The sequence below is a fragment of the Thalassotalea agariperforans genome (assembly GCF_053470345.1).
This window is the reverse complement of record NZ_JBQMWH010000007.1, coordinates 98,197-116,495: the sequence shown is the minus strand read 5'-3', so window position 1 is coordinate 116,495 and position 18,299 is coordinate 98,197. Positions and strand designations below refer to the sequence as shown.

Below are 18,299 nucleotides of genomic sequence, written 5' to 3'. Positions count from 1 at the left end.
AATATTATGTTAAGATTTAGCTACGAATGTTGATAGCCTGTTTGAAATGATTAGATTTTTTCCTCTGTATATAATCACCTTATTTTTTACTTTAATGGTGAGTTTCTCGACCTTAGCTGTTGAAGTAACCGATCTTTACCAAGCGAGTGTTGAAGTACCCAGTCAATCGAGCCAAGATCGTCGGCGCGGTATCAAACAAGCGATGACGGATATTTTGATCAAAGTTAGTGGGCAAAAAACGATTAAAAACAACACCATTTTGCAACAAGCAATGAATCAGCCCGATAATTATTTTCTTCAATACCGTTATGAAAATAACCAGCAGGGGCTTAATTTAGTGGTTGATTTTGATCAAGACAAAATTAATCAGCTATTTAAGCAAGCACAACAGCCACTATGGGGCAGTTTACGGCCGCAAGTTTTAATTTGGCTGATCAATGAAGAAAAATTATCGCGGAACATTATCGCAAGTTCCAGTGAATCGCCATTTTCGCAACGTATTAAACAATTAGCTAAACAGCGGGGGTTGCCGGTAATTTTACCGTTAATGGACTTAGAAGAAGCGACTAATATTTCTACCTCAGAAGTGTGGGGACGTTTTGCTGAACCCGTTATGGAAAGCTCAAGTCGATACCAACCTGAAAAAATAGTGATCATCCGTATTTCTGATCATAGTTTGGTTGATAGTATTGATGCGGCTAGTGATTGTTTAGTTTGTCAACAACAGGTAGTGGTTGATTGGAGCATCATTGAAGAACAACAATTGTTTAGCCAACCTTATAAAGGTAACGATATAAACGAGCTATTAGGGCTAGTGGTTGATGATATAACCGAACATATTTATCAGCAATATGCCTCAGCTACTTCTACCAACAATGAACTTTATATTGATGTAAATAATATTAATAGCTTGTCCCAAGATGTGAAATTATATGAATTTTTAGAAAGTTTATCGTCAATTCAAGAGGTGATGCTAACACAAGTGAAAGGCCAGCATCGCCGCTTTAAACTGGTGGTATTAGGCTCGAAAGAATCTTTATTAGCTTCATTTAAGTTAAGCGCGCAATTAACTCAGCAAATAGATCCGCTTGCGGCTAATCATGTTGATGATATTCCTATTTTTCATTGGCAAGAATAATGACCCCAACTTCACAATTAACCCTAGCGGTTCAGTTACCTGATGATGAAACCTTCACCAGTTTTCAGCTCGGAGACAATCAAGCTTGTGTTTTACAATTAAAAAACTTTATTGAAAAAGTAGCCGGTGTAGAAGAACCCTTAAGTTTTTATCTTTTTGGTAATCATGGGGTTGGTAAATCACACTTATTACATGCGGCTTGTAGTTATGCCGACTCGATGAATCAAACTAATTTTTGTATGTCATTTTCACAGCTGAGGGAATTATCGATTGAAGTGTTAGAAGGTTTAGAGCACTTTGATCTGGTGTGTTTAGATGATATTCAATTGATTGCTGGCAATAAAGTTTGGCAACAAGCGGTGTTTGATCTGTTTAATCGAGTGATTGAACAAGGCAATAAAATTATTATTACCGGTAATGATAGTGTTAAAGAACTTGCTATTACCTTACCTGATCTGGTCTCTCGTTTAGCTTGGGGTGAAACTCAATCAATTAAACAATTATCTGATAGTGATAAAGTACTAGCGCTGCAATTTAGGGCGAATCAGCGTGGTATGCAGTTGTCTGTTGAAGTGGCAAAATTTTTAATTAATCGCCAAGCGCGTGACATGGCCAGTTTAATTAGTAGTTTAGATAAACTTGATAAAGCCTCGATAAGAGAACAGCGAAAAATTACCATTCCCTTTATCAAGGAAGTTTTGTTTAATCTTGATTAGCCAGAAGCCAGAAGCCAGAAGCCAGAAGTTGCAAGTGAGAGGGCTAAACTGCATCTAGCCTTTCGCATCCAGCTAATAGTTCATCCAGCTAATAGTTTCTGTTTTTTATTCTTCTGTTTTAGGTTTTCTAATACTTAAACCTAACTCTTGGCCACGATATTTAGCGTAAAAAGTGCCACCATAAAACATCATACAGGCAAATAATAATTCTAATCCTGCCCATATTCTGTCGTCAGCACTTACCCATAACGTGGTTAAACTGTGTAAAAAATACAACATTAATACAAAGTTTGCCCAAGCAAAGGTATAAGGATTACCCGCTAAAATGCCTTTTAACGGCAATAACAATGGCAGAATAAACATAAAGGTACTTAACCAAGGGCTTAGTCCTTGCGATGGGTTTAATACCAATAACCATAACGGCATAAACACCAATAACGAAAAATAGCCAGTTAATGCTAATTTTTTATACGTATTGGTACTAAACTTTTGTGGTTTAGTTTTTTTATCTGAAGCCGCCATTTATTGCCACAAACTTAACACGTTTTCAGGAGGTCGGCCGATCACTGCTTTATTTTCTGAAGTCACAATTGGACGCTCAATTAATTTGGGTGTGTTAACCATGGCTTGAATTAAGGTGTCATCGTCTGCTGTTTTTAAGTTTTGCTCTTTAAATTCAGCTTCTTTGGTGCGCATCATCTCAATGGGTTTTATCGCGAGTAATGTTAATAATTGTTTGATGTCACTTTCAGACAAAGGGTTTTTTAAATATTCAACGATTTCAACCGACTGACCAGCTTCTTCTATTAGCTGTAATGTTTGTCTGCTTTTGGAACAACGGGGGTTGTGGTAAATTTTTAACATAATGTTCTCTTATAACGAATGGAAATTTATAAACGTTTAAGTTTATCTTGTTGCTCTTGAAATTGTAATATCCGCGCTTTAAAACGTTTTTGAGTTAACGGTGTTTTAGTGGCGTGTTTATAGGCGGTTTGTAATTCATCGACGGCACGTGGATAAGCACCAATTAAGGCATAAACCTCAGCTTTAGTCGCGTGCTTCATGGCCGTATCGTTTAATTTTTCATAAACGTTGGTTAAAATGTCATAAGCAATAAAATGCTCGGGTTTTACTAATAAAAAGTCACGTAATAGGCTACCTGCTTGCTCATATTTACCCGCTTCATATAACACATTGGCATAATTTAAAGTGACTACTTGATTATTAGGCATAATAGCGTGCAACTTATCTAACATCTCTAAGGTTGAATCAAACTGCTTCATGGCAATGCCCAAGTCAGATAAAACATCTAAATAGAATAAGTTCTTTCTATCTTTGCTAAATAGCTTGGCTAAAATATCAAATGATTTGGTATATTGTTTGTCTTCAAAATAAGCGATAGCGAGACCATATTCTGCCGCTTCTTTGATGATATAGCGTTTTTTGTCTAATAAACCTTGATAGTAACTAATGCTTTGTTCAGGCGTATTGTGATAACGACTTAAAATTCTCGCTTTTGCTAATTCAAAATTTAAACTAGGGGCTAGTGGCCTAACGGGGTATTTTTGGGCACGAATTCTAGCATCACTGATCCGTGAATCAGGCAGTGGATGGGTTAATAACATAGCTGGCGGCTTGGTAGTATAGCGATATTTTTCAGCTAACTTACTAAAAAAGTTCGGCGCGCCATAAGGATCATAACCACTGTTGGCTAACAGCTCGATACCAACCCGATCCGCTTCTTGCTCATTGCCTCGGGTATAATTAATACTTGCTTGTTGGCTGGCTGCCATACTGGTTGAAAGCGCAGCCATACCAACGGTAGGGTTAACTAACGCAATTAAAATACCAGAGATCAAGCCTGCTGTACTTAATGGTTGAGTACGCTGTTGTGCCTCTATTTTTCTTGCAAGGTGGCGTTGGGTAACGTGTGAAATTTCATGAGCCAATACTGAAGCCAATTCACTTTCGTTATCAGCGGTGGTAATTAAAGCGCTGTGCACACCAATGTGGCCACCAAAAAAAGCAAAAGCGTTAATTTCTTTGTTGTTAACTAAAAAGAACTCAAAGCTGTAATTAACATCACGGGCATTTTTAACCATGTCGTTGCCCAGCGTATTAATATATTCATTTAATATTGGGTCATTCATTACCGCTTGCTGGCCACGAAGTTGACGCATCATAGCGTCACCAATAATACGTTCTTTTTCTATTGATAATACACTGGTACCGGCAGCGCCAATTTCAGGTAATTTATTTTTATCGTTTTGTCGCGCGGAAATATTGATCGATGAAAGTGCAAAAATTAATGCGCTGGTAATTACTAAAGGCTTTATTTTTATCAAAATACTTATCCGTTTATTACAAAAAACTTGTTTTAAATCGCGTAATTTTGGAGTGTGTTAATTCACCATTATTTTCATCATATAAAACTTAACTTATGAAAGTGGTTTTATTTATAACTATTTTTCGTAGATGATTGTAATCGATTGTCGCAAATTAGATAATCAAACAAAAGGTTTGTTTAATAAAATTTATATGCTTTACGAATATGATGCTTGTGCTGAATCGTGCCCACTACCATTAGTTAAATTACGTGTAATATTAAAAAAAATGTCAAACAGTGATAGCTGTTTGATACAAATACGTGACAAAGGTTCAAAACAAGATATTCCCAAGCTACTTATTAAACAAGGTTATACTTTTACCACAAAACAAATCAATGATGATGTTGTTGAACTTTATATCAAGGCAGGTAAGTAATTTATGGTTAACATGATAAATAATTGGTACAAGCGTCATTTATCGAATCCTGATACGGTTGCGCTATTAGCCATTATCATCTGTTCTTTTTTGTTTATTTACTTTTTTAGTAATATTTTAATGCCAGTGTTTGTGGCAATTTCTATTGCTTTTTTACTTGATTGGCCAGCCACCAAGTTATCTTATTTAGGAATAAGTCGTACCGCCAGTGTTTCGATTGTCGTTTCAATATTTATTGGTTTATCACTAGTTGCTATTTTAGGCTTAATGCCGGTTATTTGGCAGCAAGGTACAAACTTGGTTAAAGAAGCGCCGAATATGTTTTCACAAGCACAAGCGTACTTATTAACCTTGCCTGATAAATACCCTGAATTGATTGATGCCGCGCATTTAGAAGCAATCATGGCAATAGTGAATGAAAAAGTGTTGGAGTGGGGCGAGTTAGTTATTTCAGCGTCACTCAATTCTATTTCTGACATGGTGGCGTTATTAATTTATTTGATTTTAGTTCCGCTCATGGTTTTCTTTTTTCTTAAAGATAAAAAACTCCTATTAACCAGTTTTGTCAAACTATTACCGAAAGAGCGCCGCTTAGCGGATCAAGTCAGTGACGAAATGAATCAGCAAATCATGAATTATATTCGTGGCAAAGTGATTGAAATATTAATTGTGGGTACAGCCTCAACAATTGCTTTTGTTGCTCTCGATTTACGGTATTCGGTGTTGTTAGGGGTATTAGTGGGCTTATCAGTATTGATCCCATACGTTGGCGCCACCATAGTGACTTTTCCGGTGGTTTTAGTGGCGTTGTTTCAATTTGGCACTAGCCCTGAATTTGGTTATGTCATGTTAGCGTACGGTATTATTCAAGCGCTTGATGGTAATTTACTGGTGCCGTTATTATTTTCAGAAGCGGTAAGCTTACACCCCGTATTTATTATTATTGCCGTATTGTTTTTTGGTGGCTTATGGGGCTTTTGGGGGGTATTTTTTGCTATACCATTAGCATCGTTAGTCAAAGCAATTGTTACTGCATGGTCAAGTGCTAAGCTTGACGAAACCGAAACGGCAGAAGCTTAAAGCTGTGAATTTTCGGCGTTTGAATGGCTTATATTAAAGGTGAGCTTGACTATTAAGAAGTAAGTAGAAGTAATTAGAAGTACAAGTATTACGAGAAACAGAAATAGCGACCAATCATTGCCGCTATTTCTGTTTTGAGGCGTTCAGCTTTATAAACTGTTTAACATATCAAGTACCACTTGGTGATGGTCTTTGGTTTTGAACTTGTTAAATACGTGAGTAATTTTACCATCTAAACCAATTAAAAAGCTTAAACGATGAATGCCATCATATTCACGGCCCATAAACTTCTTCAAACCCCATACACCAAAATCTTCCGCTACTTTATGATCAACATCTGATAATAATGTAAAATTTAATTGGTCTCGTTCACAAAACTTAGCTAAGCGTTTTGGCTCGTCAGGGCTAATGCCAAAAACAACCGTATTTAATTTTGCTAAATCGTCTTTGCTATCACGCAAGTTTTGCGCTTGTACAGTACAACCTGGAGTCATCGCTTTTGGGTAAAAATAAACCAGCACTTGTTGTTTACCAATATAATCGCTTAACGAGACTGACGCTGAATTTTGATCTAATAAAGTAAATAAAGGGGCGTTATCGCCAACCGTTAATGTATTCATACTGATCCTTTAATTATTTGATGCTTCTTTAATACAACCTTGAATGTCTATTTGCTGACACAGCTGTAAAAAGTCATTTTCAATTTCATTAATATCGTCTTTTTCGTTAATAGAAAAATCGATTGTCGCCTGTACCATGTTGGTTTCAGGGTCGATATGAGACTTTAACGAAGATAAATCAATTTTTCTCGCGGCAAAAAATGCCGTTACTGACTTCAAAATACCTGCTTGCACTACACCGGCATATTCTGCTTGGTAATATTTAGAACAAGGTAACGGTTGGTAATTTGAGGTCCTTTTCATCATGGTAATTAATTCTAATTGATGAGCAATGGCTGGTAGGCGTTGCTCTACCAAACTGATAGCTCTTGGCTCACCATCTAATAACATGATCAAGGTAAACTCTTGGCCAAAAATAGCCATTCGACTATCTCTGATATGACAACCACATTTAGTGGCTAGTTTGATTAATTCACTAACACTACCCGTTCTATCGGCACCCATAGCGTTTATAATTAAATATTGCGACATTGAATTACTTTTGAGGTGAAAAATTACGCGCATTGTAACCGAAATTTAATCGAAATCTAACTATTAAAGCGGGTTTTTTCAATTATCTGTCATCAAACGATATTTTATTGCTTGCATCGCTTGTCTTTGTAAAAACAGCAAAGTACCATGAGGCGCAATTAAATTATTAGATAACGCCTGATCGCATTGACTCGAATCAAACTTGAACTCAATGATAAAAGATCGGTCATAAGCAGATGAAGTTTTCTGCAGGAGTTGGAATGAGTCGTCGTTTTTTGTATTTGTCTTTATTAAGTACAGCTATTACTGGTTGTTCAGTTAGCCCGACAAATGGTGCTTTGGGAAGTTTTGACTACACCGAAGTGGAAGAAGGTAAAGCCCTAGTTATACCAAGTCATTTAGCTAAACCAAAACAAGGCACTAAATTTCAAATTGCCCCTGTTGACACTGATGGTCCAGTTGGTAAAAAAATGGATGTGCGTTCGCCATCTTTGGTATTGCCAATTGCTGCTTCTTCTCGATTAGAGCCTAGTGCCTCAGATGCGATCATTTGGTTTGATCAGGTATTAGATGATAAAGAGCTATATGCTTTTATTCTTGAGGCGTTAAAAGAGCAACTATTGGTTGATGATGTTGAGTTAATTACCCTTGACGAGCAAGCAAAGAAGTTTCAGTCAACTTGGTTTCACAAAGAAACTGAAGATGGCTTTTGGTATTTCTCAGAAGTATCAGAAGTTGAAAGCGTAAAATTCAATTACACCTTTGAAGTTAAACCGCATGGCCGTAGCGTTAGCGTAAAAGTTGAAGTTGCCGGTTTTATGAAAACAGATGAACAAGGCAGCACAGATAAAATTGGTGCTATTGATAAACAACGCGCTGAAATGAATATGCTCAATAATATTATTGCGCAAGTTGATTACAAATATCGTATTTATCAACACGAAAACCGTTTAATGCGTGCTAATCAAAAATTAGTCACAATAGGCGAAAACAGTAAATCAGAGCCAAGTTATATTGTTGAAATGGAATTAGATCCACTATGGGCTAACATGCCTAACTTTTTCGATAATTATGGTTTTAAAGTTACTGATTTAAATGAACCGAAAAAAATCTATTATGTTGACTTTGTTCAGCCTAGTAACTCTATTTGGGCATCGTTATGGGGTGATGAAGTACCAGTGCTTGAATTAGAAGATGCTGCTTACCAAGTTAAATTAAAAGAACGTGGTGACGATGGCGAGCAAACCGAAGTGACAATTTATGACGCCGACGGTCAGCCATTGCCAGCAGCAACCTTAGAGTTAATTTTTCCAGTAATTGAACCTGGTTTATCATTTAGAAATGTATATTAACAATTAATGCCCATTAACTGAGTTATTCAACCACTTAGTTCTTGTGCAATGTAGTACAATTAAAACGGCGGTAAGGTTAGTTTAACCTTACCGCCGTTTTTATCTCAATTTATCCCTATGGTATCGTTAAGTTATAAACTTAACTGGTGAGTTATTTCATGTTTAAAAAATTCGAATCTTGGTTAAACCCATTACCTGATCAGGCCCCAATAAAACCACCTAAAGGGCTTTATGCTTTTTGTCGCCATTACACTAAAGGTTTTGAATTTCCATTAATACTTATGTCTTTATTAACGGCAACTCTGGCTATTTTAGAAGTGTCGTTATTCAGTTTTATGGGTGAGTTAGTTGATTTATTAACACAGCACACGCCAGAAAGCTTATTCCAAGAAGAAGGGCTAACACTGCTGATCATGTCAGCTTTAGTATTGGTGGCGATGCCGTTAATTGTATTGTTACACGGGTTGATCATTTACCAATCGTTACTGGGTAATTACCCCATGTCTATTCGTTGGTTAGCGCATCGTTATTTATTAAAACAAAGTGTGTCTTTTTATCAAAACGACTTTGCTGGCCGTATTGCCAATAAAGTGATGCAAACCGCCTTAGCCGTACGTGAAACGGTAACTAAATTACTTGATGTGATCGTTTATATTTTGGTTTATTTTACCGCTATGGTAGTGACCATGGGCAGTGCCGATATGCGTTTGATGATCCCAATGTTAGTGTGGTTAGTGCTATATATGGTGATACAAACGTTGTTATTACCACGTTTGAAAAAAGTCTCTACCGAGCAGGCTGATGCCCGTTCATTAATGACAGGTAGAATTGTTGATAGTTATACCAATATTTCAACCGTTAAGTTATTTGCCCATACCGATAAAGAAGCGGAATACGCTAAACAAAGCATGACAGGGTTTTTAAGCTCGGTTTATCGCCAAATGCGTTTAGTTACCTTAATTAACTTTAGCGTGCAATTTATTAATTATTTGCTGTTTTTTAGTGTTGCAGCGTTAGCTATTTGGCTATGGCAAGCGAATGCGATCACCATAGGGGCAATTGCCATCGCCATGAGTTTAGCACTTAGGTTAAATGGTTTATCACAATGGATCATGTGGGAAATTAGCTCGTTATCAGAAAATATAGGTACCGTGGCTGACGGTATTAATACCTTGTCGGTTGATACTGAAATAGAAGATATTAAAAACGCCAACGACTTAACCGTATCAAACGGTGAAATTAATTTTAATGACGTAACTTTTAATTACGGTGAAAAAGCGGCAGTTATTGATAACTTAAACTTACACATAAAAGCCGGAGAAAAAGTGGGTTTAGTAGGGCGCTCTGGTGCGGGTAAATCAACCTTAGTGAATTTATTAATGCGCTTTTATGATGTTGAAAAAGGCACTATTATTATTGACGGCCAAGATATCAGCCAAGTAAAACAAGACTCGTTACGTGAATATATTGGCATGGTGACACAAGATACCTCATTGTTACATCGCTCGGTTAAAGAAAATATTTTATACGGCAAACCTGATGCCACCGATGCAGAATTAGCAACCGCTATTGACCAATCAGAAGCGGGGCGCTTTATTGATGACTTAACCGACCCTGATGGCAATAAAGGCTTAGATGCACAAGTAGGCGAGCGTGGTGTTAAATTATCGGGAGGGCAACGCCAACGTATTGCTATTGCCCGAGTGTTATTAAAAAATGCCCCTATTTTATTATTAGATGAAGCCACCTCAGCGCTTGATTCCGAAGTAGAAGCCGCCATTCAAACCAGCCTTTATAAATTAATGGAAGGAAAAACCGTTATCGCCATTGCTCACCGTTTATCGACCATTGCCGCAATGGACAGACTGATTGTGTTAGACGAAGGTAAAATTGTTGAGCAGGGCACTCACCAAGAACTTATTGCCTCTGGTGGTATTTATGCTCAATTATGGCAACACCAAACTGGTGGTTTTTTAGGGGTGGATTAACTTTGATTAGATTTTGTCGCTTAAAGTGGAACTGCGTTTTAGAAGTTAATAGCCTTAGATAACCTGTAAAATCAAGTTATCTGCCACCTTGATTCTTTTCACCTCAGGGCGTGTTGTTAGTCCAACCCTTTCGATACTAATAAAATAAAGCTAAATAGCCTATGAAATATATAGTCAACTTGCCCACTTGTTTGTATTTCTACTTGCCCAACTTCACTGTGTCGAATATGGAATTGATTACCTATTGTGGTTAGTTTCTTCGCCTCTTCATTCAATAATTCTCTGAAGTTTTCTTCAGATGCACATTTGTCCAAAAGAAGCGTTGCGGAAACTTTCTTACTTTCAGGTTTTAACACTGTTTTTATTCGTTCCCATGCATCCCACAACCGTTCCAAACTCTCACGACGAATAATTTCATCAGGACTAAGAAATTTATCGCGTGATTCTTCGAGCATTCGATTTAAAGTAGAATCAGGAGTTGTAAATCGAGCGGTATATAAAGCATCAGATAAGACTTCAGGAGCTAACCTAATAATATTACCAGTGTCCTTTAACTCATAAGAAATGCGATTCCGTGAAAATATACGATTAACTCTATTTCTAAATTCTTCTTTGCCTTCGTCGCAATCAAAACTCAAATGGTAATGATTGAAAAAACTATGGTGAGATCCATGTATAGGCTTTGCTACATGCTCATGACAAAATTGAATAAGATCTAAAACTGAAAGGTAATTAGGTGAGTATGGTTTTTTCTTAGAAAAATAACCCTCATCAATCGTTTCTTCAGTAACAAAAGGATACTCAATATCAGGAACTTCAGAACATAGCGATAATTTAAAAGCTTCTTCATTTGTAGCATAAACGCCCTGGCCATCTGGACACTCTTCTGGAAAATATTTTCCAAAAGCCCCTGATGCTATCAATCCATTTACTATGGAGACAACCCCTCCCCAAACATTAGGAGGAATTATTTCAACATCTCTAGGCTGAGCACCATTAATTTGATCACTATAATATTCCATATACCCTCATGGTGGCCTAACATCTTATTAGTCGTGAACAAGCTTTTTTTAAATAAGCTATCATCCTAATATTATTAATATTCGTAGGCTAAAATTTACTGATAAAATACAATAATATCAAGTGATTAATTATTATAATAAAAATATGATTTTGAATAAATGATTAAATACACGCTTTCTCTGTTTAATGTGTATTAATTTTTTTAAAAACTTTTATTTCAACTACATTACTATTGCTATAAACCTAGACTCTAGCTATTTTTGTATCAGTTTCAATGACAGCTTAATGCACAATGAGAGCGTTAATAATTTCAAAATAAACGTCGGCTTTGGGCTTGCTGAAGACACAGGCATATCTTATCTATTTTTTATTGGTAGAGTTGGTAACTCAGCCATTAAAGTGCTCACTTTATAATTTTTCGTTAATGATTGATGCTCCGGCATATCCATAACAGGTGTAATGCATGTGTCGTATAAATAAAATATTGTCCGATAAAGTGGGTTATGCGACAATGCCGCATAAATCACTAATTGTCTGATAAAGCATCTTATGCGACAAAATCATACTGAAAAAGAGCTAGTCCTAAATTTCGTAAGTTCTGCCAATAAACCTATAACCATAAGTGAAATAAAAACTGCTACAGATTTCCAAGTTGACAACCGTACAGTACAGCGGTGGTTAAATAGCGCAGCTAAACAGGGGCTAATTTTAATAACGGGCGAGCGAAAGGCTCGTAAATATGTAAGCGTACCCGAAAAAAGTAAACCTACCTTCAAATTCTTAGAAGGTTTACCAAGCTCAAAACAACAAGAACTGTTAAATATGTTGCGTACTTTGTGGACGCACAACTCGACAGCGCTTGAGGGTAATACGCTAAACTTAGGTGAAACGCAGTTTATATTAAGTGAAGGCTTAACTGTATCAGGTAAGCCTTTAAAAGATCATAAAGAAGTAATGGGGCACGCTTCAGCTATCGACTTGCTTTACGGTATGATTAGTAGTGAACTCACTGTAAGCAAAATCAAACTGTTACATAAAGTTGTTCAAACTGACGTTACTTTCGATATAGATAAACCTTATGGTGATTTCAAGGTAGTTCCTAATGGAACTTACTTATTGCTTAGTGATAACTCAAGTGTATACCATGCGTACTCTCGACCATTTGATGTACCAAAACTTGTATTTGGCTTAGTAGAATATATTGAGTCGTGTAAGCCTGATAGTATTGATGAAGCGATCACTATGTATGCAAAAGCGCATTTGATCTTTGGACAGATACACCCATTCTGGGACGGAAATGGACGTATTGCTCGCTTAATAGCTAACCTTATTTTACTAAGAGCAGGTTACGCCCCTCTTGTTATACCTGCTACACGTAGGCTGGATTACATAGCTATTCTTTCTAAATATAGCGCTAAACATAAAGCTCCTAGTATTGGTGAGCCGCTTTACCACGCGGGGGACGAACTTGAAGCTTTCATTTGTTTTTGTAAAGAATGCTACCAAGAGACAATAAATATTATCAACAGCATTAAATAACCTGAATTTGGTTTAAGCCATTTTGCTCAATAACGCCTTGATATCCACTTAAATTTCATCATTGAATCTAAGATAAACTAGGTGCAACAAAATAAGTACGTGAATTTTTAAATTATTTATTATAAATCAGACTATTACAAACCCCATTAAACCGAGTTCAGGTTAAATAGATAATAAAAATTGTTAATAACTTAATCTCAAGACAATAACACCGATAAAAGCGGTGGTTAAGCCAACAAGCTCTTGGCGGGTAAATGAGTCTTTTAAAACCATACGTGAGTACAACAGAATAATTAAAATATTCATGCCAGAAATTGCCGAAACTAAGCCGGTGGTGCCAGTAGCAAAAGCGGATATGAGGGAAAACATTCCCGCGACATTGGTTAAGCCAATAAATAAGCCAGCAGAAAAGGTTTTTATGCCAGACCAATGGGGTTGAAGATCGTTATTTTTACTGCTCACAGGAAGTTCCTGCTTACGGCTTGTTAACCAGCTTATGGCAAATAACAAACTACCAAAACTAAACATAGCTGTTAAGGTTGCAAAGGTATCAGCTTCAAGGCGAGTGGATTGTTTACTTAATAAATCATTAAATGAAAAGAAAAGGGCGGCAAGTAAGCCCCATTGTGCGCCTTGTAAATTGTTTATCGAAATATCATTGGAATAGCGAATAATATACAAGCCAATAAAAATAATACAAAACCCGAACAACTGTAGGGGTGTTAAGGTTTCTTGCCATAACAAAAATGCAAATACCAGCACAAATAGCGGAGTTAAGCCTGACAAAATACTGATAATAGCGGTTTTACCAACTGAAAACCCTTTGTGTAAAAAAGCATTGCCGGCAAAAGAGCCAACCCCTAATGCTAAACCAACCGCAACATCTGGCCAGCCGTACCATTGCTGTTCAAATATAATCATACCTGACAAGCTGATGATAAAGCCGACAAAAAAAACACCAAACAATAATAAGTTACGATTAATTTTTTCCTGTGATGTCCATTGATACATTATTCCTCGGATGCCAAAAAATAAGCTAGCGAGTAATGCAAAAACTATCCACATAATGAAAGGAGCCTTTAATAATAAAATGAAGCTGTTTGAAGTTTAAACACAGGTAAATTTAACTAAGATTTTGTGCTTAAATTGTTGTTAGAAAAAACAAGGCCATTATAGCTAACTTGAGTTGGGAATAACACTTGCTTTCTCGCCACGGTTATTAATAATCAGGAGGGAATTGATGTGATCGTTTCGCAAAAAAAACAAACGCTCCGGTTTATTCTTCAACAAAGTTTGGCATCACACCACTGCGGCTATGTTCAAATACTAATGAGGTTTCAACTGTGGTTACTTCATCACGAGAGGTGATCGCTTCAAAAACAAATTGGCGTAAATGTTCGCTGTCTTTTACCGACATATGAATAAAATAATCATAACTACCACCCATATGATACAGGCTGATAATTTCAGGTAGCTTTAATAAGTCATCACGTAGCTGATTAACAATTTCTTCTGAGTAAGGTTGTAAGCGAATAGCGGCAATGGCTTCAATATTACCGCCGATATTTTTAAAGTTAATATCAACAAAGGCACTTTTGATCACGCCTTTTTGTTTCATACGTTTAACCCGCTCTAAACAGGTAGAAGGCGCAATGCCAATTTCAGCGGCCAGATCTTTATTGGTGATATCGGCATTTTTATATAAAACCGTCAGTAGTTTTAAATCGACATCATCTAATTTTTTCATGGCAAACCTTATGAGATAAACTAATCTGTAATCGTGAAAAGCTATTTTTACCTTTTTACACTCAGTAAACAATAAGAAAATTATTTACTTACCGTTGAATTTTTTTACGGAAAAGGTTTTTAAAAACGAATTTTTGACATATTATGTCTGGGATGTTGCTACGCTTTGTTTTTATTATTAACGCACCATCATTTACGCAATCATATTAACAAAACCAAAGTTATTTATTATTTTAACGAGGATTTATGCCAGTAAAAGCAATACAAGATTTTTTAAAATTGGAAGCCGCTAGCGGTATTATTCTAATGTTTGCGGCTGTAGCTGCCATGGTGTTAGCTAATTCAACGTTTGCTCCTTGGTACGACATGCTTTTAGATGTACCGGTGCAAATATCGATTGGCAGTTTTGAAATAGCCAAACCATTGTTGTTATGGATTAACGATGGCTTAATGGCGCTGTTTTTCTTTTTAGTAGGGTTAGAGCTAAAGCGTGAATTTATCGAAGGTGATTTATCTCAACCAGGGCAAATTACCTTACCAGCGGTTGGTGCTATTGGCGGTATGATCGTACCTGCTTTGTGTTATGCCGCCTTAAATTATGATAATCCTGAAGCTCTCCGTGGTTGGGCAATTCCTACGGCAACCGATATTGCTTTTGCTTTAGGTATTTTGTCTATTATTGGTTCAAAAGTTCCGCTGCAATTAAAAGTATTTTTAACCTCATTAGCTATTTTTGATGACTTAGGTGCGATTATTATCATCGCATTATTCTACACAGAGCAATTATCGTTAACTTCATTGGTGGTTTCGGCGGTTGTACTTGTTACGTTAACCATTTTAAATCGGGCTAATGTTACTAGCACTTCACCTTATATTTTCTTTGGTGTTGTTTTATGGATTGCGGTTTTAAAATCAGGCGTACATGCCACCTTAGCGGGTGTGGTGCTGGCGTTATTTATTCCAATAAAAGGCAAAGCAGGTGAGCCTTCACCATTAAAATCGTTAGAGCATAATTTACATTCGATGGTGGCATTTATTGTGTTACCCATATTTGCCTTTGCCAATGCCGGAATTAACTTTACCAATGTCGGCCTTGATCAAGTGTTAGCGCCTGTACCGTTAGGAATAATTTTAGGCTTGATAGTGGGTAAACAGTTAGGTGTTTTTGGCTTTTGTTTTATTGCCATTAAACTAGGTTTTGCGCAATTACCTGAGCGGGTTAATTGGCAGTTGTTGTATGGTGCCGCCTTATTATGTGGGGTTGGTTTTACCATGAGTTTATTTATTGGCTCGTTGGCTTTTGAACAAACGGCTGAAAATTTAGTGTTTCAAGATCGTTTAGGCATTGTTATTGGCTCTTTAATTTCAGGTGTTTTAGGATACTTATTGATTAAAAATGGTGTTAATAAACAGCCTAAATAAACTTATTTAACAAGCGAATAGTTAATATAACCATAACGACGATGCATCCATCGTCGTTTTTGTTTAAAATGCCGGACAATATTACATAACCCGTTATTTTTGTTTGTCAGGTTTTTAATCTCAGTATATGCAATTATCATCTTTTGAAAATAATGTAACTCAGCCAAAAGTTCATCAGGTTGATGACTTGATCAAATTGTTTGAGCAAACATTTTATGCCGACTTTAATACCAAAGTAGTAAAAGGCGATGATGAACCTATTTATATACCGGCAAATGAACAATGTCCTTATCATCAAATTATTTTTGCCCATGGTTTTTATGCCAGTGCCTTACATGAAATTGCCCATTGGTGTTTAGCGGGACCCAAGCGCAGATTATTAGAAGATTTTGGTTATTGGTATTTACCTGATGGCAGAAATGCCGAGCAACAAGCGAAATTTGAGCAAGCAGAAATTAAACCGCAAGCCATTGAATGGGCTTTATCGGTTGCTTGTGGTAAAGCGTTTGATGTGTCGGTTGATAACTTAAATGGTGAAGCCGAGCCGGATCGTTTTGCCTTTAAAGCAAAAGTATGGCAACAAGTGCAAGTTTATTTAAGCCAAGGTTTCCCGCCACAAGCACAGCAACTAATACAAGCACTAGCTGAGTATTATCAGGTACCTTTACCCTTAACGTTAGCTTCATTTCAATATGGCGGACAAATAAAGTCACAAGCTAATTTTGCTGCACAAGTGGAGCCACCAGCGTATGCCTAGGAGTTTGTTTCAATGGCGAACGGTGATGTTTGTGTTTTTTAAAGCTGAGTGGTGGTATTTAAAATGAGTAAAAAATTTAAATTAGGATTAATTATTAATCCTATTGCCGGTATTGGTGGCAGTGTTGCTTTAAAAGGTAGTGACGGTGAAAATACCTTGTCACAAGCTTTAGCATTAGGGGCGCAGCCACAAGCGAATAAACGGGCGGCTTTAGCGCTTAGTGTGTTATTGCCATACCAAGCAGATATCGAAGTTTATACCGTTAATGGCGCAATGGGAGCTGATTGTGCTAGCACTCTTGGTTTTAGTACCAAGGTGGTTTATGACACCGCAGCTGATTCAGAAAAAAATTCATCATCAACAACCCCAAAAGATACCGAAGCAGCAGTTCAAGCTTTAGTGGCTGAGCATGTTGATATTATTCTGTTTGCTGGAGGGGATGGCACCGCGCGCAATGTTTGTCAGCAAGTTAGTAACTTATCAAGCCAAATACCGGTATTAGGTATTCCAGCGGGTTGTAAAATTCATTCAGGGGTTTATGCCGTTACACCAAAAGCGGCAGGGCGTGTGATTGAATTAATGGTGAGTAATCAACTGGTGTCGTTAATGACGGCTGATGTCATGGATATTGATGAAAGCTTAGTGCGACAAGGCATTGTTAAAGCGAAACGCTTTGGTGAAATGACGATACCGAGCGAGTTACGTTACATACAAGCGGTAAAATCAGGCGGTAAAGAGTCGGATGAATTAGTACTGCAAGATATTGCTGCTGATGTTATTGATAACATGGATGATGAAATATTTATTATAGGCTCGGGCTCAACCACTGAATTTATTATGACCGAGCTAGCATTAGACAATACCTTGTTAGGGGTAGATATTATTCAGCATCAAGCCGTGTTGTTTCATGATATTACCGAAGCTAAGTTATGGCAGTTTTTAACTGAGCAACAACAAAAAAATCCGCAACAAGCAATTAAATTAGTGATCACCTTAATTGGTGGTCAAGGGCATATTATTGGCCGTGGTAATCAACAATTAAGCCCGCGCATCTTACGGTTAATTGGTAAAGAAAATATTATTATTGTGGCGACAAAAACGAAATTATTGGCGTTAAATGAAAAACCATTAATTGTTGATAGCGGTGATGAAGCCCTTGATCAAGAGTTATCAGGTTTTATGCCGATCACTACTGGCTATCACGACCAAGTCTTGTATCCGGTGGCTTCGCCTCAATAATCTGAACTCAGGATAAATAACAAAAATTTTTAAGCAATTGCTAGCAGCATTATTAGCGTTACCACATTAATAACCAAACATAACTTATTAGGACAAACATGACTTTTACAACATTAACCGACTTATATCAGCATTTTGATGAATTAGTTGCGCAAGATGCCGACGCTGATATTTTATTTGCCAGTAGTTATTTACGTGGCTTTATTGCTTTAGCAGGCAGTGAATTTGGCGATGAGTCGCAACCATTAAGCCAAGCGTTAGCTGACAATATTAGTGATAAAGTCCATCAAGCACGAGCAGAGTTATCACCTGATGATCGCAACTTAGTTAAGCAATATTGGCAGTCGTTAGCCGAAAAGTTTACTGCTTAAAGTTACAGCCTAGC

19 protein-coding genes are annotated in these 18,299 nt (G+C 37.0%); 11 read left to right on the top strand and 8 right to left on the bottom strand.

Going from position 1 to position 18,299, the window contains the following annotated elements; translation table 11 throughout:
• Positions 1-46: 46 nt before the first annotated feature.
• Positions 47-1,138 carry a DUF2066 domain-containing protein gene (locus ACSLUO_RS11125; protein ID WP_448248601.1) on the top strand — a complete coding sequence of 364 codons (1,092 nt, stop codon included), beginning with the start codon at positions 47-49 and terminating at the stop codon, positions 1,136-1,138.
• Complete coding sequence (gene hda / locus ACSLUO_RS11120) at positions 1,138-1,854, top strand: DnaA regulatory inactivator Hda (protein WP_448248600.1); 717 nt, start codon at positions 1,138-1,140, stop codon at positions 1,852-1,854. The genes ACSLUO_RS11125 and hda overlap by 1 nt, the downstream gene beginning before the upstream one ends.
• Before the next feature lie 105 nt (positions 1,855-1,959).
• Here the strand turns inward: hda and ACSLUO_RS11115 are convergent, their stop codons facing one another.
• The 3 genes from ACSLUO_RS11115 to bepA are packed head-to-tail and all read right to left on the bottom strand — an operon-like array spanning position 1,960 to position 4,199.
• Entirely contained in the window at positions 1,960-2,376 is a 417-nt protein-coding gene (locus ACSLUO_RS11115) for a DUF2069 domain-containing protein (RefSeq protein WP_448248599.1), read from the bottom strand.
• Positions 2,377-2,718, bottom strand: a complete 342-nt coding sequence (arsC, locus tag ACSLUO_RS11110; RefSeq protein ID WP_448248598.1) for an arsenate reductase (glutaredoxin) — start codon at positions 2,716-2,718, stop codon at positions 2,377-2,379. It lies immediately after the preceding gene.
• Between the two features lie 26 nt (positions 2,719-2,744).
• Positions 2,745-4,199 carry a beta-barrel assembly-enhancing protease gene (bepA, locus tag ACSLUO_RS11105; protein WP_448248597.1) on the bottom strand — a complete coding sequence of 485 codons (1,455 nt, stop codon included), beginning with the start codon at positions 4,197-4,199 and terminating at the stop codon, positions 2,745-2,747.
• A 130-nt stretch (positions 4,200-4,329) separates the two neighbouring features.
• On the opposite strand from bepA, the gene ACSLUO_RS11100 reads away from it, so the two are divergent.
• Entirely contained in the window at positions 4,330-4,617 is a 288-nt protein-coding gene (locus ACSLUO_RS11100) for a sulfurtransferase TusA family protein (protein ID WP_448248596.1), read from the top strand.
• A 3-nt stretch (positions 4,618-4,620) separates the two neighbouring features.
• Positions 4,621-5,697 carry an AI-2E family transporter gene (locus ACSLUO_RS11095; protein ID WP_448248595.1) on the top strand — a complete coding sequence of 359 codons (1,077 nt, stop codon included), beginning with the start codon at positions 4,621-4,623 and terminating at the stop codon, positions 5,695-5,697.
• Positions 5,698-5,846: 149 nt separating this feature from the next.
• Here ACSLUO_RS11095 and bcp read toward each other — a convergent pair whose 3' ends face one another.
• Both bcp and ACSLUO_RS11085 read right to left on the bottom strand, forming a co-directional pair.
• Positions 5,847-6,317, bottom strand: coding sequence for a thioredoxin-dependent thiol peroxidase (gene bcp, locus ACSLUO_RS11090; protein ID WP_448248594.1), 471 nt, complete (start codon positions 6,315-6,317; stop codon positions 5,847-5,849).
• A 9-nt stretch (positions 6,318-6,326) separates the two neighbouring features.
• Positions 6,327-6,848 carry a glycine cleavage system transcriptional repressor gene (locus ACSLUO_RS11085; RefSeq protein WP_448248593.1) on the bottom strand — a complete coding sequence of 174 codons (522 nt, stop codon included), beginning with the start codon at positions 6,846-6,848 and terminating at the stop codon, positions 6,327-6,329.
• 260 nt (positions 6,849-7,108) lie between these two features.
• On the opposite strand from ACSLUO_RS11085, the gene ACSLUO_RS11080 reads away from it, so the two are divergent.
• Entirely contained in the window at positions 7,109-8,200 is a 1,092-nt protein-coding gene (locus ACSLUO_RS11080) for an NlpB/DapX family lipoprotein (protein ID WP_448248592.1), read from the top strand.
• A gap of 158 nt (positions 8,201-8,358) precedes the next feature.
• The gene (locus tag ACSLUO_RS11075; protein WP_448248591.1) at positions 8,359-10,188 is read left to right on the top strand and encodes an ABC transporter ATP-binding protein; all 1,830 of its coding nucleotides are present in this window, start codon (positions 8,359-8,361) and stop codon (positions 10,186-10,188) included.
• 116 nt (positions 10,189-10,304) lie between these two features.
• On the opposite strand, the gene ACSLUO_RS11070 is transcribed toward ACSLUO_RS11075, so the two are convergent.
• Positions 10,305-11,210 carry an AbiJ-NTD4 domain-containing protein gene (locus ACSLUO_RS11070; RefSeq protein ID WP_448248590.1) on the bottom strand — a complete coding sequence of 302 codons (906 nt, stop codon included), beginning with the start codon at positions 11,208-11,210 and terminating at the stop codon, positions 10,305-10,307.
• 550 nt (positions 11,211-11,760) lie between these two features.
• Between ACSLUO_RS11070 and ACSLUO_RS11065 the strand changes: the two genes are divergently transcribed.
• Entirely contained in the window at positions 11,761-12,750 is a 990-nt protein-coding gene (locus tag ACSLUO_RS11065; protein WP_448248589.1) for a Fic family protein, read from the top strand.
• Positions 12,751-12,933: 183 nt separating this feature from the next.
• On the opposite strand, the gene ACSLUO_RS11060 is transcribed toward ACSLUO_RS11065, so the two are convergent.
• Positions 12,934-13,815 (bottom strand): DMT family transporter, encoded by an 882-nt coding sequence (locus ACSLUO_RS11060; RefSeq protein WP_448248588.1) that lies wholly within the window; start codon positions 13,813-13,815, stop codon positions 12,934-12,936.
• 211 nt (positions 13,816-14,026) lie between these two features.
• The gene (locus ACSLUO_RS11055) at positions 14,027-14,497 is read right to left on the bottom strand and encodes an Lrp/AsnC family transcriptional regulator (RefSeq protein WP_448248587.1); all 471 of its coding nucleotides are present in this window, start codon (positions 14,495-14,497) and stop codon (positions 14,027-14,029) included.
• A 245-nt stretch (positions 14,498-14,742) separates the two neighbouring features.
• Here ACSLUO_RS11055 and nhaA point away from each other — a divergent pair, with 245 nt between their 5' ends.
• The 4 genes from nhaA (at position 14,743) to ACSLUO_RS11035 (ending at position 18,285) form a co-directional block, all read left to right on the top strand.
• A complete protein-coding gene (gene nhaA / locus ACSLUO_RS11050; RefSeq protein WP_448248586.1) occupies positions 14,743-15,918 on the top strand; it encodes a Na+/H+ antiporter NhaA in 1,176 nt (391 codons plus the stop codon).
• Between the two features lie 127 nt (positions 15,919-16,045).
• Positions 16,046-16,675 (top strand): elongation factor P hydroxylase, encoded by a 630-nt coding sequence (locus ACSLUO_RS11045; protein ID WP_448248585.1) that lies wholly within the window; start codon positions 16,046-16,048, stop codon positions 16,673-16,675.
• A gap of 63 nt (positions 16,676-16,738) precedes the next feature.
• On the top strand, positions 16,739-17,914 hold the full coding sequence (locus ACSLUO_RS11040) for an ATP-NAD kinase family protein (RefSeq protein ID WP_448248584.1): 1,176 nt from the start codon (positions 16,739-16,741) through the stop codon (positions 17,912-17,914).
• 98 nt (positions 17,915-18,012) lie between these two features.
• On the top strand, positions 18,013-18,285 hold the full coding sequence (locus ACSLUO_RS11035) for a YfcL family protein (RefSeq protein ID WP_448248583.1): 273 nt from the start codon (positions 18,013-18,015) through the stop codon (positions 18,283-18,285).
• The last annotated feature ends 14 nt before the right edge of the window (positions 18,286-18,299 follow it).

Excerpts from the sequence above, each read along its gene's own strand:
- ACSLUO_RS11125 (WP_448248601.1), top strand. The coding sequence starts at position 47 with ATGATTAGATTTTTTCCTCTGTATATAATCACCTTATTTTTTACTTTA.
- hda (WP_448248600.1), top strand. The coding sequence starts at position 1,138 with ATGACCCCAACTTCACAATTAACCCTAGCGGTTCAGTTACCTGATGAT.
- ACSLUO_RS11115 (WP_448248599.1), bottom strand. The coding sequence starts at position 2,376 with ATGGCGGCTTCAGATAAAAAAACTAAACCACAAAAGTTTAGTACCAAT.
- arsC (WP_448248598.1), bottom strand. The coding sequence starts at position 2,718 with ATGTTAAAAATTTACCACAACCCCCGTTGTTCCAAAAGCAGACAAACA.
- ACSLUO_RS11100 (WP_448248596.1), top strand. The coding sequence starts at position 4,330 with ATGATTGTAATCGATTGTCGCAAATTAGATAATCAAACAAAAGGTTTG.
- ACSLUO_RS11095 (WP_448248595.1), top strand. The coding sequence starts at position 4,621 with ATGGTTAACATGATAAATAATTGGTACAAGCGTCATTTATCGAATCCT.
- bcp (WP_448248594.1), bottom strand. The coding sequence starts at position 6,317 with ATGAATACATTAACGGTTGGCGATAACGCCCCTTTATTTACTTTATTA.
- ACSLUO_RS11085 (WP_448248593.1), bottom strand. The coding sequence starts at position 6,848 with ATGTCGCAATATTTAATTATAAACGCTATGGGTGCCGATAGAACGGGT.
- ACSLUO_RS11080 (WP_448248592.1), top strand. The coding sequence starts at position 7,109 with ATGAGTCGTCGTTTTTTGTATTTGTCTTTATTAAGTACAGCTATTACT.
- ACSLUO_RS11075 (WP_448248591.1), top strand. The coding sequence starts at position 8,359 with ATGTTTAAAAAATTCGAATCTTGGTTAAACCCATTACCTGATCAGGCC.
- ACSLUO_RS11070 (WP_448248590.1), bottom strand. The coding sequence starts at position 11,210 with ATGGAATATTATAGTGATCAAATTAATGGTGCTCAGCCTAGAGATGTT.
- ACSLUO_RS11065 (WP_448248589.1), top strand. The coding sequence starts at position 11,761 with ATGCGACAAAATCATACTGAAAAAGAGCTAGTCCTAAATTTCGTAAGT.
- ACSLUO_RS11060 (WP_448248588.1), bottom strand. The coding sequence starts at position 13,815 with ATGTGGATAGTTTTTGCATTACTCGCTAGCTTATTTTTTGGCATCCGA.
- ACSLUO_RS11055 (WP_448248587.1), bottom strand. The coding sequence starts at position 14,497 with ATGAAAAAATTAGATGATGTCGATTTAAAACTACTGACGGTTTTATAT.
- nhaA (WP_448248586.1), top strand. The coding sequence starts at position 14,743 with ATGCCAGTAAAAGCAATACAAGATTTTTTAAAATTGGAAGCCGCTAGC.
- ACSLUO_RS11045 (WP_448248585.1), top strand. The coding sequence starts at position 16,046 with ATGCAATTATCATCTTTTGAAAATAATGTAACTCAGCCAAAAGTTCAT.
- ACSLUO_RS11040 (WP_448248584.1), top strand. The coding sequence starts at position 16,739 with ATGAGTAAAAAATTTAAATTAGGATTAATTATTAATCCTATTGCCGGT.
- ACSLUO_RS11035 (WP_448248583.1), top strand. The coding sequence starts at position 18,013 with ATGACTTTTACAACATTAACCGACTTATATCAGCATTTTGATGAATTA.